Annotated in this window: 19 protein-coding genes, 4 tRNA genes and 1 other RNA gene; 18 read left to right on the forward strand and 6 right to left on the reverse strand. The window is 53.6% G+C overall.

From position 1 onward, the window contains the following. The 10 genes from wzxE to ACM5QY_RS05365 all read left to right on the forward strand — a co-directional run bounded on the left by wzxE (window position 1) and on the right by ACM5QY_RS05365 (window position 6,856). Window positions 1-1,251, forward strand: a complete 1,251-nt coding sequence (wzxE, locus tag ACM5QY_RS05320) for a lipid III flippase WzxE (RefSeq protein ID WP_416119548.1) — start codon at window positions 1-3, stop codon at window positions 1,249-1,251. Next, window positions 1,248-2,330: a TDP-N-acetylfucosamine:lipid II N-acetylfucosaminyltransferase gene (locus ACM5QY_RS05325; protein WP_416119549.1), complete on the forward strand. Its 1,083-nt coding sequence runs from the start codon at window positions 1,248-1,250 to the stop codon at window positions 2,328-2,330. The genes wzxE and ACM5QY_RS05325 overlap by 4 nt, the downstream gene beginning before the upstream one ends. Continuing rightward, complete coding sequence (wzyE, locus tag ACM5QY_RS05330) at window positions 2,327-3,700, forward strand: ECA oligosaccharide polymerase (protein WP_416119551.1); 1,374 nt, start codon at window positions 2,327-2,329, stop codon at window positions 3,698-3,700. The genes ACM5QY_RS05325 and wzyE overlap by 4 nt, the downstream gene beginning before the upstream one ends. Then, the gene (gene wecG / locus ACM5QY_RS05335; RefSeq protein WP_416119552.1) at window positions 3,690-4,430 is read left to right on the forward strand and encodes a lipopolysaccharide N-acetylmannosaminouronosyltransferase; all 741 of its coding nucleotides are present in this window, start codon (window positions 3,690-3,692) and stop codon (window positions 4,428-4,430) included. Before wzyE ends, wecG begins: the two co-directional genes overlap by 11 nt. Window positions 4,431-4,687: 257 nt before the next feature. Continuing rightward, complete coding sequence (thrP, locus tag ACM5QY_RS05340; protein WP_416119554.1) at window positions 4,688-6,082, forward strand: bifunctional threonine/serine APC transporter ThrP; 1,395 nt, start codon at window positions 4,688-4,690, stop codon at window positions 6,080-6,082. A 143-nt stretch (window positions 6,083-6,225) separates the two neighbouring features. Continuing rightward, window positions 6,226-6,302, forward strand: a tRNA-Arg gene (locus ACM5QY_RS05345). Window positions 6,303-6,365: 63 nt separating this feature from the next. After that, window positions 6,366-6,441: transfer RNA gene (locus tag ACM5QY_RS05350), tRNA-His, on the forward strand. Window positions 6,442-6,469: 28 nt separating this feature from the next. Continuing rightward, window positions 6,470-6,555, forward strand: a tRNA-Leu gene (locus ACM5QY_RS05355). A gap of 59 nt (window positions 6,556-6,614) precedes the next feature. Then, window positions 6,615-6,691 (forward strand) — tRNA-Pro (locus ACM5QY_RS05360). A gap of 35 nt (window positions 6,692-6,726) precedes the next feature. Further along, window positions 6,727-6,856, forward strand: a non-coding RNA gene (locus tag ACM5QY_RS05365) — RtT sRNA. Between the two features lie 604 nt (window positions 6,857-7,460). Here ACM5QY_RS05365 and hemY read toward each other — a convergent pair. The 4 genes from hemY to hemC are packed head-to-tail and all read right to left on the reverse strand — an operon-like array spanning window position 7,461 to window position 11,513. Beyond that, a complete protein-coding gene (gene hemY / locus ACM5QY_RS05370) occupies window positions 7,461-8,657 on the reverse strand; it encodes a protoheme IX biogenesis protein HemY (RefSeq protein ID WP_416119555.1) in 1,197 nt (398 codons plus the stop codon). A 3-nt stretch (window positions 8,658-8,660) separates the two neighbouring features. Further along, window positions 8,661-9,812 carry a uroporphyrinogen-III C-methyltransferase gene (hemX, locus tag ACM5QY_RS05375; RefSeq protein WP_416119557.1) on the reverse strand — a complete coding sequence of 384 codons (1,152 nt, stop codon included), beginning with the start codon at window positions 9,810-9,812 and terminating at the stop codon, window positions 8,661-8,663. A 13-nt stretch (window positions 9,813-9,825) separates the two neighbouring features. Then, a complete protein-coding gene (hemD, locus tag ACM5QY_RS05380; protein WP_416119559.1) occupies window positions 9,826-10,575 on the reverse strand; it encodes a uroporphyrinogen-III synthase in 750 nt (249 codons plus the stop codon). Continuing rightward, complete coding sequence (gene hemC / locus ACM5QY_RS05385) at window positions 10,572-11,513, reverse strand: hydroxymethylbilane synthase (protein ID WP_416119560.1); 942 nt, start codon at window positions 11,511-11,513, stop codon at window positions 10,572-10,574. Before hemC ends, hemD begins: the two co-directional genes overlap by 4 nt. A 330-nt stretch (window positions 11,514-11,843) precedes the next feature. Here hemC and ACM5QY_RS05390 point away from each other — a divergent pair, with 330 nt between their 5' ends. The 7 genes from ACM5QY_RS05390 (at window position 11,844) to uvrD (ending at window position 20,277) form a co-directional block, all read left to right on the forward strand. After that, a complete protein-coding gene (locus ACM5QY_RS05390) occupies window positions 11,844-14,402 on the forward strand; it encodes a class I adenylate cyclase (protein ID WP_416119562.1) in 2,559 nt (852 codons plus the stop codon). Between the two features lie 162 nt (window positions 14,403-14,564). Further along, window positions 14,565-14,768 (forward strand): LPS translocon maturation chaperone LptM, encoded by a 204-nt coding sequence (lptM, locus tag ACM5QY_RS05395; protein WP_416119563.1) that lies wholly within the window; start codon window positions 14,565-14,567, stop codon window positions 14,766-14,768. 97 nt (window positions 14,769-14,865) lie between these two features. Next, a complete protein-coding gene (gene dapF / locus ACM5QY_RS05400) occupies window positions 14,866-15,690 on the forward strand; it encodes a diaminopimelate epimerase (protein WP_195816071.1) in 825 nt (274 codons plus the stop codon). Then, window positions 15,687-16,391: a DUF484 domain-containing protein gene (locus ACM5QY_RS05405; protein ID WP_416119565.1), complete on the forward strand. Its 705-nt coding sequence runs from the start codon at window positions 15,687-15,689 to the stop codon at window positions 16,389-16,391. The genes dapF and ACM5QY_RS05405 overlap by 4 nt, the downstream gene beginning before the upstream one ends. Next, the gene (gene xerC, locus ACM5QY_RS05410) at window positions 16,388-17,299 is read left to right on the forward strand and encodes a tyrosine recombinase XerC (RefSeq protein WP_416119566.1); all 912 of its coding nucleotides are present in this window, start codon (window positions 16,388-16,390) and stop codon (window positions 17,297-17,299) included. Before ACM5QY_RS05405 ends, xerC begins: the two co-directional genes overlap by 4 nt. Further along, window positions 17,299-18,015 carry a 5-amino-6-(5-phospho-D-ribitylamino)uracil phosphatase YigB gene (gene yigB / locus ACM5QY_RS05415; RefSeq protein WP_416119567.1) on the forward strand — a complete coding sequence of 239 codons (717 nt, stop codon included), beginning with the start codon at window positions 17,299-17,301 and terminating at the stop codon, window positions 18,013-18,015. The genes xerC and yigB overlap by 1 nt, the downstream gene beginning before the upstream one ends. 96 nt (window positions 18,016-18,111) lie before the next feature. Next, a complete protein-coding gene (gene uvrD, locus ACM5QY_RS05420; RefSeq protein WP_416119568.1) occupies window positions 18,112-20,277 on the forward strand; it encodes a DNA helicase II in 2,166 nt (721 codons plus the stop codon). 128 nt (window positions 20,278-20,405) lie between these two features. Here the strand turns inward: uvrD and ACM5QY_RS05425 are convergent, their stop codons facing one another. Then, window positions 20,406-20,882 (reverse strand): WbuC family cupin fold metalloprotein, encoded by a 477-nt coding sequence (locus tag ACM5QY_RS05425; protein ID WP_416119569.1) that lies wholly within the window; start codon window positions 20,880-20,882, stop codon window positions 20,406-20,408. A 420-nt stretch (window positions 20,883-21,302) separates the two neighbouring features. On the opposite strand from ACM5QY_RS05425, the gene corA reads away from it, so the two are divergent. Then, entirely contained in the window at window positions 21,303-22,253 is a 951-nt protein-coding gene (corA, locus tag ACM5QY_RS05430) for a magnesium/cobalt transporter CorA (RefSeq protein WP_416119571.1), read from the forward strand. A 65-nt stretch (window positions 22,254-22,318) separates the two neighbouring features. Here the strand turns inward: corA and rarD are convergent, their stop codons facing one another. Beyond that, window positions 22,319-23,227, reverse strand: coding sequence for an EamA family transporter RarD (gene rarD, locus ACM5QY_RS05435; RefSeq protein WP_416119572.1), 909 nt, complete (start codon window positions 23,225-23,227; stop codon window positions 22,319-22,321). Window positions 23,228-23,233: the final 6 nt, after the last annotated feature.

The following is a 23,233-nucleotide window of genomic DNA, read 5'->3' on the forward strand; positions in this document are numbered from 1 at the left end:
ATGTCGCTGGCAAAAGCGTCAGTCTGGACCGCCGGTTCCACGCTGATTAAAATTGGCGCCGGATTGCTGGTGGTCAAATTGCTGGCCGTGGCGTTCGGGCCGGAAGGCGTGGGGCAGGCGGGGAATTTCCGTCAGATGGTCACGGTGTTGGGCGTATTGTCCGGTGCCGGGATATTCAACGGCGTCACCAAATATGTTGCCGAACACCATGATAATCCTGAACGGCTTAAAGCCGTGCTCGGGACATCGTCATCGCTGATTTTAGGTTTCTCCACCCTGCTGGCGGCGATATTTCTGCTGCTCGCGGCACCAATAAGTACCGGCCTGTTCGGGCATGAACGCTATCAGGCTGTGGTTCGCGCCGTGGCCTTTATCCAGATGGGCATCGCCTACGCCAACTATTTTCAGGCAATCCTGAAAGGGTACCGCGATGCGATGGGCAACGCGCTGGCGGTGATTGGCGGAAGCCTGATTGGTTTAGTCGCTTATCTGGCTTGCTTCAAACTGGGCGGTTACGAAGGCGCGCTGGCCGGTCTGGCGCTGGTGCCTGCGCTGGTTATCCTGCCCGCGGCTGGCATGTTGTGGAAGCGCAAATCCTTTCCGCTGGAATACTTAAAACCGGGCTGGGATCGCTTTATTGCCAGCCATCTCGGTAAATTTACGCTGATGGCGCTGATCACATCCGTTACGATCCCGGTGGCGTATGTGATGATGCGAAATCTGCTGGCTGAACATTACAGCTGGAATGATGTGGGGATCTGGCAGGGCGTCAGCAGTATTTCGGATGCTTACCTGCAATTTATCACCGCCTCATTCAGCGTGTATTTGTTGCCCACATTATCCCGGCTGACCGATAAACGGGATATTTCCCGCGAAATCGTGAAGTCGCTGAAATTTGTCATCCCCGCCGTGGCCGCAGTCAGTTTCACGGTCTGGTTACTGCGCGATTTTGCTATCTGGCTGTTGTTTTCAAAACAATTCATCGCGATGCGCGATTTGTTCGCCTGGCAACTGGTGGGCGATGTACTGAAAGTCGGCTCGTATGTTTTTGGGTACCTGGTGATCGCCCGTGCGTCTTTGCGCTTTTATGTGCTGACCGAAATCAGTCAGTTCGCGCTGCTGACCGGTTTTTCACACTGGCTGATCCCGATTCACGGTTCTCTGGGCGCTGCGCAGGCGTATATGGCGACGTATATCGTCTATTTTGCCGCGTGCTGCACTGTATTTGTTATCTATCGTAGACGAGCATGACAACGCTGATTCACGTTTTGGGATCTGACATCCCTCACCATAATGTTACCGTACTGCGCTTTTTCAACGACGTGCTGGCCGAATGCACGCCTGAAAAGCGGATTTGTCATTTTATGGTGGCGGCGGCGGATGCTTCGGCATTTGCTGAATTTACGCGTCTGGACATCCGTGTTTATCCGGACAAAAAAACGCTGGCGGCGGCGGTGATTTCCCGCGCGCAGGACCGGACGCACCACTTTTTCTTCCACGGGCAATTTAATCCTGCGCTCTGGCTGGCGCTGCTTACCGGCAAAATCAAAGCCCAACAGGCCAGCTGGCATATCTGGGGGGCGGATTTGTATGAATCTGCCGGAGGGCTGAAATTCCGCCTGTTTTATTTTATGCGCCGTATGGCGCAAGGGCGTATCGGGCATATCTTTGCCACACGCGGCGATCTGATCCATTTCCATCAGCGCTATCCCCGAACGCCGTCGTCTTTGCTGTACTTCCCGACACGTATGGATCCGGCGCTGACGCAACCCGCTGACCTGCCCGAACCTGATGGGCCGATGACGGTGCTGGTCGGTAATTCCGGTGATCGCAGTAACCGCCACATTGAAGCCCTGCGTTCACTGCATCAGCAGTTTGGTGGCGATATCCGCGTAATTATCCCGATGGGATATCCGGCGGATAATCAGGCCTATATTGAACAGGTTCGCGCGGAAGCATTAACGCTGTTTGCGCCCGAAAATGTTGACCTGATGACCGGCGCAATGGCTTTCGATGATTACCTCAATGTGTTGCGCCGCTGCTCGCTGGGCTATTTTATTTTCGACCGGCAGCAGGGGATCGGGACGCAATGCCTTCTGATTCAGTTCGGCGTGCCGTTTGTCGTCAGCCGCCAGAATCCCTTCTGGCAGGATCTGGCCGAGCAGCATCTGCCTGTGCTTTTCTACGGCGATACGCTGGATGAAAAAGTGGTCGCTGAAGCGCGGCGTCAGTTGCTGAATGCCGATCGCAAAAATATCGCCTTCTTCAACCCGAACTATATTTCGGGCTGGCAGCAGGCATTGCTGCTCGCGGCGGGAGAAACATCATGACGCTGGCACAGTTAGGTGGCCTGACTGTCGTTTACGTGCTGTCGCTGTTGTTTATTCTCACGCTGACGTACAAAGAATTCCGGCGCGTGCGTTTCAACTTTAACGTCTTATTTTCGTTACTGTATCTGCTGACGTTCTACTTTGGTTTTCCGCTGACCTGCCTGCTGGTTTTTCAGTTTGACGTCAAAGTGGTGCCGGTGGAAAACCTGTTGCAGGCAATGCTGGCCGCGACCTGTTTCTATGGCATTTATTACGTTTGCTACAAAACGCGGCTGAAGGCTAAACGCGACGGTCCTTCACGACCGCTGTTTACCATGAACCGGGTCGAAACCCATCTGACCTGGATGCTGCTGGCGCTGATTGCAGTCGTCACCGTTTCCATCTTCTTCATGCACAACGGTTTTTTGCTGTTTAAGCTGAAATCCTACAGCCAGATCTTCTCCAGCGATGTCTCCGGCGTGGCGCTTAAACGCTTCTTTTACTTCTTTATTCCGGCGATGCTGGTGGTATTTTTTATCAAACCGGACGTCCGCCGCTGGCTGTTTTTCCTCGCCAGCACCGCGGCTTTTGGTTTCCTGACCTACGTTATCGTCGGCGGAACCCGCGCCAATATCATCATCGCTTTTGCGCTGTTTTTGTTTATCGGCATTGTGCGTGGCTGGATAAGTCTGTGGATGTTGGCGGTGGCGGGCGTGCTGGGTATTGTCGGCATGTTCTGGCTGGCGCTTAAACGGTATGGCCTGAACGTCAGCGGCCCGGAAGCGATTTATACTTTCCTGTATCTGACGCGCGACACATTTTCTCCGTGGGAGAATCTGGGGCTGCTGTTGCAGAACTACGACAAAATCAGCTTCCAGGGGCTTGCGCCGATTGTGCGTGATTTCTACGTTTTCATTCCGACCTGGCTGTGGCATGACCGTCCGGGCATAGTGCTCAATTCTGCCAACTACTTCACTTGGGAAGTGCTCAATAATCACTCCGGTCTGGCGATTTCCCCCACCCTGATTGGTTCTCTGGTAGTGATGGGCGGCGTGTGGTTTATCCCGCTAGGCGCTGTCGCCGTTGGCATGATCATGAAATGGTTTGACTGGTTGTACGAAAAAGGGAAAGCGGATGCGAACCCTTATAAGGCCGCTATTTTGCAAAGTTTCTGCTTTGGTGCGGTGTTTAATATGATTGTGCTGGCCCGTGAAGGCGTGGATTCCTTCTTCTCGCGGGTGGTGTTTTTCTGTCTGGTGTTCGGCGCGTGTCTGGTCGTCGCCAAACTCCTGTACTGGATGTTTGATGCCGCCGGGCTTATCCGTGCCAAAATGCCGCGCAGAAAAAACCTCATGGAGCCTGACTCTGGCAGGAATTTGAATGAACTCTGAGAATAACGTTCCACAATACGATATTCGCGGGATCCGTCTCTGGGGCTTCCGCGATATGGCGCATTTTATTGATTATCTGTTTGCCGATAATCAGGTGAAAACCGGTTCGATGGTGGCGATGAATGCCGAGAAAGTGCTGACCGTTGAAAGCAACCCGGAAATGAGCGCGCTGATTAACGTAGCGGAATATAAATACCCGGACGGCATCAGCATTGTGCGCGCGATTCGCCGCAAATATCCCGAAGCGAAGATATCGCGCATCGCCGGTGCGGATCTGTGGGAAGGGCTGATGCAGCGCGCCGGTGCTGAAGGGACGCCGGTGTTTCTGATTGGCGGCAAACCTGAAATTCTTCAGCAGACCGAAGAGAAGCTCCGCGCGCAGTGGAACGTCAATATTGTCGGCAGCAAGAACGGTTATTTCACGCCGGAACAGCGAGATGCGTTATTCGGACGGGTAAAAGCCAGCGGCGCGGCGATAGTGACAGTGGCAATGGGCTCGCCGAAACAGGAAATCCTGATGCGGGATTGCCGCCTCGTGCACCCTGATGCGCTGTATATGGGGATCGGCGGAACCTATGACGTTTTCACCGGCCACGTTAAACGCGCGCCCAAACTCTGGCAGAACCTGGGGCTGGAATGGCTGTACCGCCTGATTTTGCAGCCAAGCCGTTTACGTCGTCAGCTCAAGCTGCTCAAATTCGTCCGCTATTACTACACCAACCGTCTGTAAATCCTGACTGCCTCAAAAAACCTTCGCCGCCCAATCTCTCAGGGCGGCGAGCGACCTCTCATTTTTGCCTTCCTCTTGCTTTCGTTTGCAGTCTGTCTTGTCTATCAATGCTTATCTTTCTCAATTGTGGTTTGCAACTCGTCAGAAAATACGAAACCATAACGCCGTTTTTCCGCCTTCTGCGGCGAACACCACAATAAAAATAACAATTCGGTCATTCCGAAAGGCAAACACAAATACAGAGAAATTGAGGATCTATGGCGAATCAAGAAGAAAAAGGCGGGCTACACCGGGGGCTTGAAGCGAGGCATATCGAGCTGATTGCACTGGGCGGCACCATCGGTGTCGGGCTGTTCATGGGCGCGGCGAGTACTCTCAAATGGGCGGGCCCGTCGGTACTGCTCGCGTATATTCTGGCGGGCGTTTTCGTCTTCTTTATCATGCGTTCAATGGGTGAAATGCTGCACCTTGAACCGGTTGCCGGTTCGTTTGCGGTTTACGCGCACAAATATCTCGGGCCGTACTACGGATATCTCACGGCGTGGAGTTACTGGTTTATGTGGATAGCGGTGGGGATTTCTGAAATCACCGCCATCGGCGTTTACGCGCAATACTGGTTCCCCGATCTCCCTCAGTGGATCCCGGCGCTGATTGCCGTGGCGATTGTGGCGTCAGCGAACCTGGCCGCCGTTAAGCTTTATGGCGAAATGGAGTTCTGGTTTGCGCTGATCAAAATCACCACCATTATTGTGATGATTGTGGTCGGGCTGGCGGTGATTTTCTTTGGATTTGGTAATCACGGCGAGCCGGTGGGGTTTGCTAACCTGACGGCGCACGGCGGCTTCTTTGCCGGTGGCTGGAAAGGGTTCCTCTTCGCGCTGTGTATTGTCGTGGCGTCGTATCAGGGCGTTGAGCTGGTGGGGATCACCGCCGGTGAAGCGAAGAACCCGCAGGTGACGCTCAAACGTGCCATCAATAATATCCTGTGGCGTATCCTGATTTTTTACGTGGGCGCGATTTTCGTCATCATCACGATTTTCCCGTGGAACGAAATGGGCACGCACGGCAGCCCGTTCGTTTTAACCTTCGCGAAAATTGGTATTGCCTCAGCGGCCGGCATCATCAACTTTGTGGTACTGACGGCGGCGCTGTCGGGCTGTAACAGCGGAATGTACAGTTGCGGACGTATGCTTTACGCCTTGTCAAAGAACCGCCAGCTGCCTTCGTTCCTGAGCCGGGTTTCAAAAAGCGGCGTCCCGGTTTATGGCATCGCGATTACGATTTTATGCCTGCTGGTGGGTTCATGCCTTAACTACGTGATCCCGAATCCGGAGAAAGTGTTCGTGTATGTCTACAGCGCCAGCGTACTGCCGGGCATGGTGCCGTGGTTTGTCGTGCTGATTAGCCAGCTGCGTTTCCGCGACGCGCATAAAGAGAAACTGAAAAGTCATCCGTTCAAATCCGTGCTTTTCCCTTACACCAACTATCTGACGCTGATTTTCCTCGCGTGCGTACTGGTGGGGATGGCAATTAACCCGGATACGCGGGTTTCTCTGCTGGTTGGCGGTATTTTCATCGCGGCGGTGTCACTGATATACTTCGGCCTGGGCATGCATAAGCGTGCTGCACTTACGCCGGAAAAAGCAAAATAACGTCGTAAGTCATGGGTGGGGAAGGGAAGGCGCTTACTTTTAATGCGGATTGGATAAAGCGTAATCAAACGCAATATTTCTGATAAAAAGCACTAGACAGCTTGGCGTTAAAACCGTAGTATCCCCACCCGCAACGGCGCTAAGCGCCCGTAGCTCAGCTGGATAGAGCGCTGCCCTCCGGAGGCAGAGGTCTCAGGTTCGAATCCTGTCGGGCGCACCATTAGTTTGCGCTAGAGTTGCGGTGAATTGTTGAGTTAAGCATTTCACGTTAGTTAGAGATATGGTGGCTATAGCTCAGTTGGTAGAGCCCTGGATTGTGATTCCAGTTGTCGTGGGTTCGAGCCCCATTAGCCACCCCACTCTAAAATGAATTTGTGATTGTGACATGCGATGGTGGCGGAATTGGTAGACGCGCTAGCTTCAGGTGTTAGTGTCCTTCGGATGTGAGGGTTCGAGTCCCTCCCTTCGCACCACACACAAAATTCATTTAAATGATGCAGTTAGTATCATAAAGTAGTAAGATGCACGACATCGGCGAGTAGCGCAGCTTGGTAGCGCAACTGGTTTGGGACCAGTGGGTCGGAGGTTCGAATCCTCTCTCGCCGACCACATTTAAGAAACCTGCTTTTTAAAAGCAGGTTTTTTTTCGTCTGTTGTATAAGAGGATGAGAACCTCCGCAGGAGGTTTGAGCCGAGCGAAGCGAGACCACGTTGCTTTAGCAACGGCCCGCAGGGCAAGCATCGAAGATGCGCGTAATCCTCTCTCGCCGACCACATTTAAGAAACCTGCTTTTTAAAGCAGGTTTTTTTTCGTCTGTAGTTTCTCAAATCCCTTTCCTTCCCGTTGTAGCCGTTTCACGACATTGCCCCTGTTACCTGTCTCAGTCTGGAGACATTTATCTTATTGATAAATATAAAGTCATCTGGACAGGGTTTGAGTTGTCGTTCAGTGGAGACAAATAAAGGTGGTTGTGGAATGCTATTGGGCGTAGAACCTTTTTGTACTGGCAATGTTGAAAAATAAAACGCTTACTTTTCAACGATTTTAAAAATTTCACATCCGCTATTGCCATACTGGCACGGCTCCTGCAATATTCCCGGCGTAGATGCTCATTCCACCCATTATGTTTGCTCCGGCTTCATAAACCTGGGAATGATGCAGAGCCAATTTATAGTGCCTATTGTCATCCTGACCGATAACGCTGATGCGCTATCAACCAGAAGGCAAAACGTTGAGTGAGGCACTCATCTGTTGTCCTGTACCTGATTGTTTTTATACACCTGCTTATATTGCAGGTGTTTTTTTATCTGCGATTTGCACCAGGCGTAAAAAAGGCTCCCGAAGGAGCCTTTTGCATAATATGAAGTCCGGTTCTGATTAAAGCTGCTGATCGTTATTGAGCGTCAGCATCAATCCTTCACGGCGCATTTCCGCGGCTTCAGCCGGTTTATGCAATTTATCCAGCGCATCCGCCAGCCACGCGTAATCATAAGCATCAGGACGCTGTTTCAGCGCTTCACGGAAGGCCTCGCTCGCTTTCAGCCATTCGCCATGTTTCATCAGCAACTGCCCAAGCGTACTGCTCAGCAGCGGCGACGCACCGTTTTGTTTGATCAACAGATACAGCGTTTTTTCAAGTTGCTCCGGATTACCGGAACGCAGCTTAGGCATCAGCGCGACAAGACGGTCGTCATACTGGCGTTTCAGTCCGTCGAGAATCACTTCCTGCGCCAGATCCTGATCGTTGCATTCAATCAGGTGTTTCGCCATCGCGACCTGTAATGCCACTTCATGACGGGTTTTACGGCTCTGATCTTTCCACCAGCGCTTGAGACCGTCGCTGCCTTCTTCCGCCATCAGCTGGTTCATCATGCCGATATACGCCTGTTCCTGAAGAACGCGAATCTCGTCGTCGGTATGAATTTCCGCTTTCGCCATAGAAGGTAGAATTTCCAGCAGCGAACCGTAAGCGCCGGTGCGCAGATAAGCCTGTTCCGCCAGACGTAAAATTTCCGGGTGACGCGGCGACTGCCCGATCAGCCGGTCAACGCCGTGGCGCGCGGCATGAATTTGGCCCTGCGCCAGCTGAATGCGGACACGGGTGATATCCACCGGCATCTGGTCGGTATCGGCAATTTCTGCCGCCCGCTCGAGATACTGATTTGTGCGAATATCATCACCACGCTGTTGCGCGGCTTCTGCGGCAAGCAGGTAATTCACCACCGGCTGATCGGCGTGATCGGCATTGCGCGCCAGCAATTTTTCCATCTGACGATGATCGCCTTCTGCCAGTTTCAGCATCGCGGCTTTGGTTTGCTTGCGTGCTTTGGAGCTTTTACGCCCCGCAAACCAGCCGCGCGTACGAGCACCGGTACGCAGAACGCGGCGAAGTACCCACTCGATGAAAAACAGCAGCAGAATCAGGACGATCAGCATGATGACCAGACCGGTGACGCTGGTTTCAATGTTGTAATTGTCCGTCTGAATCAGGACGTAACCCTGATGGCCGGCCAGTATCGGGCCGACGATGATCCCGGCAAACACAATCAGGAACAGCACGAAAACTCGTAACATGCGTTATTCCCCCTGTGTTGCGGCGGCGGGCTGCTGAAGCAGGTTACGCACGCGGGTCTGCATCAGTTTTTCCAGCATCGGCTGGCTTTTCAGCTCATCCGGCACATCCATCGAAACGGATTGCTGGCTGAGGCTGTCCAGTTCCTCAAGGAAAGCTTTGGTCGACGGATCTGACGTATCAAAGTAGGCGCGAACCCAGGTCGATACGCTTTCCAGCGACTGTTTGTAGACTTCATCCTGATGGCGCGGAACGGCTTGCGCGGCAATCAGCAGGCGCGAGCGGATATTTTCCCGCAGATACACATCCTGATTCGGTGCCAGCAGCGGCTCAGCGCTGGTATCACGGCGGCGGATGGTAATGAAGTCATCCATAAAGTTGTGCCAGCTTTTGGTCAGATTCTGACGCCATTCGGCCAGTGAACCGGACACACTGGAGCCGTCGCTGTCCATTGGCGAATCGTCGGTGTCATTGTCTGCCAGACGCAGGTTATCTACCTGATTAGACAGCTGATTCAGCTTAAGAATGATGCCGTCGAAATCAACCTGAGCCACGGCGGACAAACTGCCGACGTCTTCGTTCAGGGCGCGACGCACATCAATCAGGCTGGGATCGTTCATGTCTGCCAGGCTAGCATCAGCACTTTTCAGCAGCGCGGCGGCGGTCGTGACATCCTGATCGCTCCAGAGTTTACGGCCCGCCAGTTTTACCAGATAGTCGGCCTGCGCCAGCAACCAGGTTTTCGCATCACTGCCGGAAATGCTGGCGACTTTGTCCTGCAATTCGTTCAGCTGACGACCGAATGACGCCTGCTGACGATCGGCGTCCTGTCGGGTTTTGTCCTGCTGAGCAAGCAGGGCAGCAATTTGCTGTTTATCCTGTTGCTGGGTTTTTTGCAGGGCATCGAGTTGTTCAGAAAGCGCTTCGTTAGAAGCCGCCTGAGCCAGCGATTGCTGATGGCCGTGGTAATAAAGACCTGCGCCGAGCGCAATCACTAAAACAATCGCGATAGCGCCTAACACCGGCGCGGTACGCTGCTTTTTACGCAACACTTTCAGCTCCTTATCGCGGCCGGAGGCGTCTGGCTGGGGGCTCTCAACCGCGCTGGAGATCATCACTTCATCATCCGGGGCGGAAGGATTTTTTTGTTCCGTCATTTTGGCACATCCCTTAGTCAGGTAGTTGTAATGCGCGGATCAGCGCATCATTATCTGCATTATCGGCAACCCGAATGTTGCTCCAGCCAAGCTGGCGGGCAAGGGTTGCCAAACGTTCACTGACCACCACCAGATTACAGCGCAGTAACCATGAATGTCGGTAGTAATCAGGAACTAACTGGTACAGCTGTTGCAGCATTTCTCCGCTGGTGACCACCAACGTGTCAATCCCGGCGCGTTGCCATTGGGCGCTTTGCTCGCTGGCATCGTAATGAATCGGGCTGCGCTGATAACATTCGCAGTACGTCACGTCGACGCCCCGTTCAGCCAGCGTTTCAGCCAGTAATTCACGCCCGCCGTTGCCGCGTAAAATCAGCGCTTTTTTGCCTTCAAGGCGGCGTAGCGCCGGAAGATTGAGCAGCATTTCGCTGGTTTCACCGTCCTGTGGATACTGAACAGGTAAACTGCTGACCCGGTGAAACAGCAGGCCGGTGGTTCGGCCAATCGCGAAATAGTTGAGGTTGCCCGGCCAGCGAACTGCAGCCTGATGTAATGCGCGATCGGCGTAATTCACGGCATGTTGCGAGAGAACAAACACCAGATCCTGCTGATTTAATGAGGATAGCAGGTTCGGCAATATTGCGAGCTGGTTCCCTGGTGCAAATTCAATCAGCGGGGAATGGAAGGCCACCCGGCCTAAAGTGCGCAACCGGCTAACCAGTGCTTCTCCTCCCGGAGAGGGGCGGGTGACCAGAATAGTCATTTAGGGGGATTTCCCTGATAGACCTCATGCAGAATTTCGCGGGCACCGTTCGCCAGCAGTTCTTCGGCCAGCTCAATACCCATGCTTTCGCCATTTTCAGCAGGGCCACGGCGTTCGCCGCACACCATCTGGCTGCCGTCCGGTGCGCCAACCAGCGCACGGAGCCACAGTTGATTGCCTTCCAGCTCGGCGTAACTGCCGATAGGCACCTGACATCCGCCTTCGAGGCGCATATTCATGGCGCGTTCGGCCTGTACGCGCAGCGTGGTTTCACGGTGGGCCAGCGGTGCGAGTAAAGCGCGGGTGTATGAGTCATCAAGACGACATTCGATACCTACCGCGCCTTGTCCGACGGCGGGCAGACATTCTTCCGGCGTCAGGGCGGCACTGATTCTGTTCTCCAGACCAAGGCGTTTCAGCCCGGCAACGGCCAGAATAATGGCATCGTATTCGCCATTATCGAGTTTGGATAAACGCGTACCGACGTTACCGCGCAAATCGCGGATTTGCAGGTCAGGGCGTTTCTGACGCAACTGGCACTGACGGCGCAGGCTGGAGGTTCCGACGATGCTGCCGTGCGGTAATTCCGCCAGACTGACGTAATGATTGGAGACGAAAGCATCCCTGGGGTCTTCGCGTTCACAAATAGTGACCAACCCGAGCCCTTCAGGGAATTCAACCGGCACATCTTTCATGGAATGCACGGCAATATCTGCGCGTCCATCCATCATGGCCAGTTCAAGCTCTTTAACGAACAAACCTTTGCCGCCCACTTTGGCCAGAGGGGTATCTAAAATGATGTCTCCCTTCGTCACCATCGGGACCAGTTCCACCTGTAAACCGGGGTGACAGGCCATCAGGCAGGTTTGAACATATTGTGCCTGCCACAAAGCCAGAGGGCTCTGGCGGGTGGCAATTCGAATGATTTTGTCTAACATTTTTGTTACCGTTTAACTGTCTCTTCAACCATCCTACCACTGACAATAGAAAGCTGTCAGCGTAAGAAGCCATTCGCAAAAGAAGGCTAACGATGATGAAGGTCATTTGTTCCATTACGGAACAGGCGGTAAAATTCTGAGAAGCGGAAGAGTAATTGTGGTGCGTTACTTTCTTTACGGTCAATCACCAAGGTGTTAAATTGATCACGTTTCCAGCAATTATTCGTCAACTATTTGCACAATCGCGGTTGTTCAAAGCATAAGCATCACGATAAATGACGGATTTGGAACGGGGTTATTTCCAGACACTGTATAATCAGGCGAAACGTCTTGTACCTCTACATCGAGACATTGAAGCAAAGATTGGATGCGATCAACCAGTTACGCGTCGATCGCGCACTGGCAGCAATGGGTCCTGCGTTTCAGCAGGTCTATCAGTTGCTTCCTGTCTTTCTACATCAACATCACCCTCTGATACCGGGATACCTTGAAGGTAAGGTTCCGCACGGTATCTGCATTTTCACGCCTGATGAATCCCAAAACACCTATCTCAATGACCTCGAAGACAAATGGGGAAGCACGCTCGAACCTCTGGCGAAAGGCGAATTGCCGATTACCGGCGTGTATTCGATGGGCAGCACTTCATCTATTGGTCAGAGCCAAAGCTCAGATCTTGATATCTGGGTGTGCCACCAGTCATGGCTTGATAATGAAGAACGCAACCGCTTACAGCAAAAATGCAGCCTGTTAGAAAAATGGGCCGCGTCGCTGGGCGTGGAAGTCAGCTTCTTCCTGATTGATGAAAACCGCTTCCGCCACAACGAAAGCGGCAGTCTGGGCGGTGAGGACTGCGGTTCAACGCAGCACATTTTATTGCTCGACGAATTCTACCGGACGGCCGTGCGCCTGGCCGGTAAACGTATTCTCTGGAATATGGTGCCCGGCGAAGAAGAAGCGCATTACGACGAATATGTCCTCTCGTTGTATTCACAGGGTGCGCTGACACCTAACGAATGGCTCGATCTCGGCGGCCTCAGTACGCTGTCCGCAGAAGAGTATTTCGGCGCGAGCCTCTGGCAACTGTATAAAAGCATCGATTCGCCGTACAAAGCGGTGCTGAAAACGCTGCTGCTGGAAACCTATTCGTGGGAATACCCGAAAACACAATTGCTGGCGATGGATATCAAACAACGCCTGCATCAGGGAGAGATCGTCTGCTTCGGGCTCGATTCCTATTGTATGATGCTCGATCGCGTGACCCGTTATCTCACCCAGATTGAAGATTTCACCCGCCTTGATTTAGTCCGCCGCTGTTTCTACTTAAAAGTTTGCGAAAAACTGTCCCGCGCCCGTGCGTCGGTGGGCTGGCGTCGTGAAATTCTCAGCCAACTGGTGGCGGAATGGGGCTGGGACGAAGAGCGTCTGGCGATCCTCGACAACCGGGCGAACTGGAAAATCGAGCGCGTGCGCGAAGCGCATAACGAACTGCTCGATGCCATGATGCAAAGCTATCGCAACCTGATTCGTTTTGCCCGCCGCAACAATTTAAGCGTCAGCGCCAGCCCGCAGGATATCGGCGTGCTGACCCGTAAGTTGTACGCCGCATTCGAAGCGCTGCCGGGTAAAGTCACGCTGGTGAATCCGCAAATTTCACCTGATCTGTCAGAAAACGATTTAACCTTTATTCATGTGCCGATTGGCCGTGCGAACCGCACCGGCTGGTATTTGTATAACCAGTCGCCATCGATGGAGTCCATCGTCAGCCATCAGCCGCTGGAATATAACCGTTACCTGAACAAGTTGGTGGCGTGGGCCTATTTCAACGGCCTGCTGACGTCTGCCACGCGTCTGCACATTAAAAGTGGCGGCTTGTGTGATATCGCCAAACTGCGTGAACTGGTGGCGGATGTGTCCCACAGCTTCCCGCTGCGTTTACCGGCACCGACGCCAAAAGCGTTGTACAGTCCCTGCGAAATACGTCATCTGGCCATTATCGTCAATCTTGAACACGATCCGACCGCCGCCTTCCGCAACCAGGTTGTGCATTTTGATTTCCGTAAGCTGGACGTCTTCAGCTTCGGGCAGAATCAGGAATGCATGGTAGGCAGCATCGATTTGCTTTATCGCAACTCGTGGAATGAAGTGCGTACGTTACATTTTAGCGGCGCGCAGGCGGTTCTGGAGGCGCTGAAAACTATTCTGGGCAAAATGCATCAGGATGCTGCGCCGCCGGAATCGGTGGAAGTGTTCTGTTATAGCCAGCATTTGCGCGGGCTTATCCGCACGCGTATTCAGCAACTGGTATCTGAATGTATTGAACTGCGCCTGTCGAGCAAACGTCTGGAGCCTGGCCGTTTCAAAGCGGTGCGTGTTTCCGGCCAGACATGGGGATTATTCTTCGAGCGTCTGAGCGTTTCCGTTCAGAAACTGGAAAATGCCATCGAGTTTTACGGAGCCATTTCCAATAATAAACTGCACGGTTTGTCGGTAAAATTGCAGACCGATCAGGCACATCTGCCCGCAGTTATTGACGGCTATGCGAGCGAAGGGATTATTCAGTTCTTCTTCGAAGACAGTGCCGACGATATCGGTTTTAACATCTATATTCTTGATGAGTCGAACCGCGTCGAGGTGTATCACCACTGTGAAGGCAGTAAAGAAGATCTGGTGCGTGATGTCAGCCGGTTCTATTCATCATCACATGACCGCTTCACCTACGGCTCGAGCTTCATCAATTTCAACCTGCCGCAGTTCTATCAGATTGTGACGCTGGATGACCGTATTCAGGTGATTCCATTTCGCAGTAACGCGTTATCTGCTGTCTGCGCCGTCATACCGGAAACCGATGTGGAACCGTCCCGCCTGAAACAGCAATTTCAGCTGCATTAGAAACTGTGCCCTTCTACTGACTGGACACGCGGCAGATTATCCGGCTTTCTTTCTCTTTCAATCCTAAAAATGTGCCTGCGGGTTTTATCGATTCCTGTTGCTTTTCATGATCCACCTGCGATGATAGAGAGCTTGGTCGCATGAATTACAGGCATTCATAAAATGAAAAACGTTTTACGCTGGTCTCTGGCCGCGACGATATTATTTGCTCTCTCCGGTTGCGGACTGAAAGGGCCGTTGTATTTCCCACCACCGGAAAAAGCCTCAAAGCAAAAAACCAGCAATGTACCGGGTACTGCTAACGATGGTTCTTCGCAGCAGAAAGGTGTATCACCCGAAGATCTCACGACGAACTCAAGAGATTAATCGACACGTTGTGTCGGCGTACCGGCTGGTGTCTGCCGGTTCGTATCATGAAGGGATCATCGCGACTGGATTTGACCAGCGGTAAACGGAGTCAGTTATGCAGTTCTCCAAAATGCACGGCCTGGGCAACGATTTTATGGTTGTTGACGCCGTCACTCAAAATGTCTATTTCTCTCCTGAGCTGATCCGTCGTTTGTCCGATCGCCATCGTGGTGTGGGTTTTGACCAACTGCTGGTGGTAGAGCCCCCTTACGATCCCGAATTAGACTTCCATTATCGTATTTTCAACGCGGATGGCAGCGAAGTGGCGCAATGTGGCAACGGTGCGCGCTGTTTTGCGCGCTTTGTCCGCATTAAGGGCCTGACGAACAAACGCGATATCCGCGTCAGTACGCAGACTGGCCGCATGACGTTGACCGTCACGGAAGATGAAGAAGTTCAGGTCAATATGGGCGAGCCGGTCTTTGAGCCCCAGCAGGTTCCTTTCCGTGCAGCAAAACCGGAAAAGACCTATATTCTGCGTGCGGAAGAGCGCACAGTATTTTGCGGCGTCGTGTCGATGGGAAACCCGCACTGCGTATTGCAGGTCGAGGATGTTCTGACGGCAGAAGTCGAAATCCTCGGCCCCGTGCTGGAAAGCCACGAGCGTTTTCCTGAGCGCGTGAACGTCGGATTCATGCAGATTGTCAGCCCGGAAAGCGTCAAACTGCGCGTATACGAACGCGGAGCGGGCGAAACACAGGCGTGCGGAAGCGGCGCCTGTGCCGCGGTTGCTGTAGGTATTCAGCAAGGTTTACTTGCAGAAGAAGTTCAGGTGGAACTGCCGGGAGGCAGCCTCGATATTCGCTGGAAAGGGCCGGGTCATCCGCTGTATATGACCGGACCTGCCACTCATGTTTACGACGGATTTATTCATCTATGAACAATCTTGATGACCAGATTGAACCGCTGATTGCACTCGACGACGACAGCGTCATGCAATATCTGCTGCAAAACCCGGATTTCTTTATCCGCAATGCCCGCAGCGTTGAACAGATGCATGTTCCGCACCCGGTTAAAGGCAGCACTTCGCTGGTGGAGTGGCAGCTCGGACGTCAGCGTCATCAGATTGCTCAGCTTGAAGAAGAAATTACGTTGCTGATGGAGCAGGCGTCGATCAACGAATCGTTGTTCGGACGCATGATCGAACTTCAGGCCACGCTGGCCGCCGCCAGCAGTTTGCAGGATATGCTAAATCGCCTGCAACGCTGGGCGCGTAGTCTGGGTCTGGCTGGCGCGAACGTCCGCCTGTTCAGCGAAGGCTGGCGTATCGGCGCACCGTCTGATTTCACCCATCTTGCGGTCAGCCGCAGTGCCTTTGAATCCATGCGCATTCAGCGTCTGGGTGAAACCCCGCATTATCTCGGTGGCCTGAACGGTCCGGAACTCTTATTACTGTTGCCCCAGGCCAAAGCCGTCGGCTCGGTTGCCTTATCGCTGATGGGCGCGCAAGGCGAACTGGGCGTGCTGATTTTCAGCAGCCGCGACCCGCAGCACTATCAGCGGGGAATGGGCACCGTATTACTCGACCAGTTGGCCAAAATGTTACCCGGCCTGCTGGAACGCTGGATTGAACGGGTATGAGCCCGTCTGAATCGCCTCTGTATCCCGCAGTCGAGGCGTTTCTGCGTTATTTGCACGTCGAGCGTCAACTCAGTCCGTTAACGACCACCAATTACAGCCGCCAGTTAGACGCCCTGATCGTGATCGCAGGCGAGATTGGTATTGCTCACTGGCAGCAACTCGACGCGCCAAAAGTACGCATGTTGCTGGCCCGCAGTAAACGCGCCGGTTTGGGCCCATCCAGTCTGGCGTTACGCATGTCGTCGCTGCGCAGTTTTCTTGACTGGCTGGTGCGTCAGGGCGTGTTAAGCGCTAATCCCGCCAAAGGGATTTCCACCCCGCGTTCTCCTAAACATTTGCCGAAAAATCTCGACGTCGATGAAGTGAACAAACTGCTGGAAATCAATCTCGACGATCCGCTTTCCGTGCGTGACCGCGCGATGCTGGAAGTGATGTACGGCGGCGGGCTGCGTTTATCCGAACTTGTGGGCATCGACTGCAAGCATATTGATATGGCCTCAGGCGAAGTGCGTGTTCTGGGGAAAGGCAGCAAAGAGCGCAAAGTGCCCATCGGGCGAACGGCTGTCACCTGGCTGGAACACTGGCTGGAAAGGCGTGCGCTGTTTGGCCCGAAGGACGACGCGATGTTTCTGTCGAGCCAGGGCAACCGGATTTCTGCCCGCAACGTACAAAAACGCTTTGCCGAGTGGGGCGTGAAACAGGGCGTGAACAGCCATATTCACCCGCATAAACTGCGTCACTCTTTTGCGACGCACGTGCTGGAATCCAGCGGTGATTTGCGCGCAGTGCAGGAATTACTGGGCCACGCCAACCTGTCCACCACGCAAATCTATACCCACCTCGACTTTCAACATCTGGCGACGGTTTACGACGCCGCGCATCCCCGCGCAAAACGAGGAAAATCCTGATGAAGTTCTATCGTCCGCTGAAACGCATTGAAGCGATCACTTTCGATTTAGACGACACGCTGTATGACAATTATGACGTCATCCGCCGCACCGATTCTGAAACGCTGAAATTTATTCAGGGTTTCCACCCTGCGCTGGCGGACATGGCGCCGGACACCATCCGGCTGATGCGTAATGAATTGCTGGCAGAAGATGCTGAGATTTATCACGATGTGACGGAATGGCGTCGTCAGGCAGTGCATCTGGCCATGACCCGCGTGGGTCTGAGTGAAAGCGATGCAAAACAGGGCACGAAATCCGCCATGGAAACCTTCGCTTTGTGGCGCAGCCGTATTTATGTTCCGCAGGAAAACCACGATGCGCTGGCGGCGCTGGCAGAACGCTGGCCTCTGGTGGCGATCACTAACGGTAACGCCGATCCGCACGCCTGCGGTCTGGCGCAGTATTTCCAGTTCACATTGCGCGCGGGCGATCATGGTCGTGCGAAACCTTATGCCGACATGTATAAAAAGGCGGCGATGAAACTGGATTTACCGCTGGAGCAAATTCTCCACGTGGGTGATGATCTGACCACAGATGTCGCCGGTTCCGTGCGTTGCGGCATGCAGTCATGCTGGATTAATCTGCGCGAAGGCGACCTGATGCACATTCAGGATGCCCGTCTGTTACCGCATATTGAGATTTCGCAGTTGGCATCGCTGACAGCATTGCTATAATCCCTTCTTAAATTACTCTGTATAAATTCACAGTAGAAAAGCGTTCACGTCGGTACTGACCCCGTGAATGTTTTCTCATCCTGACAAACGGTGCCTATGGACGTTTCTGACCTGCTCGACAGCCTGAATGAAAAACAACGTGAAGCCGTGGCCGCGCCGCGCAGCAATCTGTTGGTGCTGGCCGGAGCAGGCAGTGGCAAAACCCGCGTGCTGGTGCACCGCATCGCGTGGCTTCTGGCGGTAGAAAATTGCTCGCCGTATTCCATCATGGCGGTGACGTTTACCAACAAAGCCGCAGCAGAAATGCGTCACCGTATTGATCAGCTGATCGGCACCAGCCAGGGCGGCATGTGGATCGGGACTTTCCACGGGCTGGCGCACCGTTTGTTGCGTGCGCACCATCTCGACGCCAATCTGCCACAAGATTTCCAGATTTTAGACAGCGACGACCAGATGCGTCTGATTAAGCGCCTGATTAAAGCGCTGAACATCGACGAGAAACAATGGCCGCCGCGTCAGGCGATGTGGTACATCAACGGCAAAAAAGACGAAGGTTTACGTCCGCAGCACATTGAAACCTATAACAATCCCATTGAAGCGACCTGGTTACGTATTTATCAGGCCTATCAGGAAGCCTGTGACCGCGCCGGGCTGGTGGATTTCGCCGAGCTGCTGTTGCGCGCCCATGAATTGTGGCTGAACAAGCCGCACATCCTTCAGCACTATCGCGAACGTTTCACCAACCTGATGGTGGACGAATTCCAGGACACCAACAGCATTCAGTATGCGTGGATCCGTCTGCTGGCGGGCGACAACAATAACGTGATGATCGTCGGCGACGATGACCAGTCGATCTACGGCTGGCGCGGCGCGCAGGTCGAAAACATCCAGCGTTTCCTGAAAGATTTCCCGAATGCGGAAACTATCCGTCTGGAACAAAACTACCGCTCCACCAGCACCATTCTGAAAGCCGCTAACTCACTGATTGAGAATAACAACGGTCGTATGGGGAAAAACCTGTGGACCGAAGACGGCGCGGGCGAGCCGATTTCGCTTTATTGCGCGTTCAATGAACTTGATGAATCGCGCTTTGTGGTCAGCCGGATTAAAACCTGGCAGGACAACGGCAACGTGCTGAAAGATTGCGCCATTTTGTACCGCAGCAACGCCCAGTCGCGCGTGCTGGAAGAAGCGTTATTGCAGATGGCGATGCCGTACCGGATTTACGGTGGCCAGCGGTTCTTCGACCGTCAGGAAATCAAAGATGCGCTGGCGTATCTGCGTCTGATGTCCAACCGCAATGATGATGCCGCGTTTGAACGCGTGGTGAATACGCCAACGCGTGGCATCGGCGACCGGACGCTGGACGTGGTTCGCCAGACCGCGCGCGACCGACAGATGACCATGTGGCAGGCGACGCGCGCACTGTTGCAGGACAAAGTGCTCGCGGGCCGCGCGGCTTCTTCGCTGCAACGCTTCACCGAACTGGTGGATGCGCTGGCGCATGAAACCGCCGATATGCCGTTACACGTACAGACCGACCGCGTGATCAAAGATTCCGGCCTGTTCATCATGTATGAGCAGGAAAAAGGCGAAAAAGGTCAGGCACGCATCGAAAACTTAGAGGAGCTGGTGACGGCAACGCGCCAGTTCAGCTATCAGGATGAAGACGAAGATCTGATGCCGTTGCAGGCATTCTTGTCCCACGCGGCGCTGGAAGCGGGCGAAGGACAGGCTGATGCGAATCAGGATGCAGTGCAGCTGATGACGCTGCACTCAGCCAAAGGGCTGGAGTTCCCGCAGGTCTTTATCGTCGGCATGGAAGAGGGCATGTTCCCGAGCCAGATGTCGCTTGAAGAGGGCGGGCGACTGGAAGAAGAGCGCCGTCTGGCGTACGTGGGCGTCACCCGCGCGATGCAAAAACTGACGCTGACTTACGCGGAAACCCGTCGTCTGTACGGCAAAGAAGTGTCGCACCGGCCTTCACGCTTTGTCGGGGAACTGCCGGAAGATTGTGTCGAAGAAGTGCGGCTCCGCGCCAACGTTTCACGCCCGATGAGCAACCGCAGCATGGGCACGCCGACTAACGTCAGCGACACCGGTTTCAAACTCGGTCAGCGTGTTAATCACCCTAAATTCGGTGAAGGCACCATCGTTAATATGGAAGGCAGCGGCGAACACAGCCGCCTGCAGGTCGCGTTCCCGGGAGAAGGGATCAAGTGGCTGGTTGCGGCCTACGCTCGCCTCGAAGCCGCAAGCTAGCTTACTGGTGCTTTTGAGATTGGGCAGTGCTCGCAATCCTCACGTACTTGAGTACGCTCCGGTTGCTGTGCGCTGTCCGCACTCAAAATCCCTGCGCCACTGACGCTTGCCCGGTGGTACTTTAAAAACTAAAGGGCAAAAATATCGCCTTCTTCCGCTTTCGCATACCATTCCAGCGTCGCTTTTACGCGTTCGTCGCCTTCCGGTGGTGTGCCCGGCAGATAATCCTCTTCCAGCACCGGCTGGTACGCACCGTGTTTCACTTCAAAGATTACGCCGCCTTCATCGAGCGATAATACGCTGTGCCAGGTATTGGCCGGGATTTCCAGCAGACGCGTTTCTGCGCCGAGCCACAGACGGTCGGTCACTTTTCCGCTGGCATCATAAATCAGTACCAGAAAGCGTCCGCGCAGTGCGGTCAGCATTTCCCAGGTGTGCGGGTGGCGGTGAATGCGTACGTAAGTGCCGGGTTCCATTGCGATCGCCAGACGCTGCACCTCGTCTTCCGGTGCCGGGTGCATGTTCAGGTTCTGACGCAATCTCGGTGAGTGAGCCGCCTGAGTAATCAGGTCGCACAGCGTGTCTTGGTTAATCTGCTTAATCATTGGGGTCATCTGAAAAGTGTGAGGAAATCTGGTCTCTGAGTGTAGCCAAAAAAACAGCTGCGCATAAGTCAGAAAAGGTTGCTAACAACGCCTGAAATTTATGCATAAATGTTGCCAGATTAGATTTACTGGCGGTTGACAGTCTTTTTATTCCCAGCGTAACATGCGCGCACTATTATCGATGAGGAACTGCGCCTTGGACACACCCAGTAGATACTGGCTCAATAACCTGTTCATTAGGTACCACTTCTAAGGCCCTCCTCTATGCTGATGGCCTTAGTGGTTGTCAGCGACCCCCGTTCTGTCGCTGTGAGTCAGATCTGAATTTGGTCTGAATTGCGCCGGTGACATCTCTCACCTCGTGATTTTCTGTGCTTCAACGCGTTGTCCACTTTCTGTCATTCTTGGGAGAACGGGCACATGCTGAGTGCTTTTAAATTAGAAAACAGCCGCTTATCCCGTTTAGAGCTGGACGAGTCAGACGATCTCAAAACCTCATTGTGGGTCGATTTGGTTGAGCCTGACGAGCAGGAGCGCGAACGCGTTCAATGTGAATTAGGGCAAAGCCTGGCCACGCGGCCTGAACTGGACGATATCGAGGCTTCTGCACGTTTCTTCGAAGATGAAGATGGTTTGCACATTCACTCCTTTTTCTATTACGAAGATGCTGAAGACCATGCGGGCAACAGCACCGTCGCGTTTACCGTGCGCGAGGGGCGTCTCTATACCTTGCGTGAGCGCGAATTACCGGCGTTTCGTCTCTACCGCATGCGCGCCAGAAACCAAAAACTGGTCGACGGCAACGCGTATGAACTGCTGCTGGATTTGTTCGAAACCAAAATCGAACAGCTGGCGGATGAGATTGAAAATATCTACAGCGATCTGGAAAAACTCAGCCGCGTTATCATGGAAGGGCAGCAGGGCGACGAATACGACGCCGCACTTTCCACGCTGGCAGAACTGGAGGATATCGGCTGGAAAGTCCGGTTGTGTCTGATGGATACCCAGCGCGCATTGAATTTCCTGGTACGTAAAGCGCGTCTGCCTGCGGGCCAGCTGGAACAGGCGCGTGAAGTGTTGCGCGATATCGAATCCCTGTTGCCGCACAACGAATCCCTGTTCCAGAAAGTGAACTTCCTGATGCAGGCGGCGATGGGCTTTATCAACATCGAACAGAACCGGATCATCAAGATTTTCTCGGTGGTTTCAGTCGTCTTCCTGCCGCCAACGCTGGTGGCATCAAGCTACGGGATGAACTTCGAATTCATGCCGGAGCTTAAGTGGTCATTCGGTTATCCGGGGGCGATTGCATTAATGATCCTCGCCGGGCTGGCGCCTTATTTGTATTTCAAACGCAAAAACTGGCTGTAAGTGTCTTTATTGAAACCCTAAAAAAGCCCCTCTTCGACATCGCCGGAAAGGGGCTTTTGCCTCTGTTACGTATTTATCGAGACGGAGCGACGCAGGCGGCCCTGCGTGTAAAGCGCGTCGCCGATAAAGCACAGCAGCCCGACCCAGATAAAGCCGAACGTAATCAGTTGCGAAGGACGAACCGTTTCACCGTAGAACACCACCGCCAGCAGGAACATCAGCGTCGGGCCGAGATACTGGAAAAAGCCCAACGTTGAAAGCTTCAGGCGCGCGGCGGCGGCGGTGAAGAACAGCAGCGGGATCGTCGTAATAATCCCGGCGGCCATCAGCAGTAAATCCAGCGACCACGGATTTGCCGCCAGATTGCTGGTCGGGCTGTGGGCAATAAAGAACAGATAAATGCCCGCAAACGGCAGCAGCCACAGGGTTTCGATGAGCATACCGGTTTGGGAGTCTACGCCGACTTTCTTACGCAGCAGGCCATAAAACGCGAAAGTCAGCGCCAGCCCGAGCCCGATAACCGGCACCGAGCCAAACATCCAGACCTGAATCAGCACACCGGCGAACGCCAGAACCACGGCCAGCCACTGCAAACTCCTGAACCTTTCGCGTAAAAACAGCATGCCGAGCACCACATTCACCAGCGGGCTGATAAAGTACCCAAGGCTGGCTTCGAGAATATGATTATTATTGATTGCCCAGATAAAAATCAGCCAATTCCCACCGATAAACAGCGCGGTGATGAGTAATATGCCGACTTTCCTGGGTTGTGCGAGCACCCGCCGGACATCGCCCCAGCTGCGGCTGACGGACAGAAGCACTAACATAAAGAAGAACGACCAGATTATCCGATGGGTAAGAATTTCACCGGCGGGCACTTCTTTGATCAGCTTGAAGTACGCCGGAGCGATCCCCCAGATTAAATAGGCGATAAAGGCAAAAATAACGCCCTGCCGGGTACGGTGTGCGTCCATGTGGGT

Source organism: Rahnella sp. PCH160 (assembly GCF_047784855.1).
Lineage (GTDB): Bacteria > Pseudomonadota > Gammaproteobacteria > Enterobacterales > Enterobacteriaceae > Rahnella.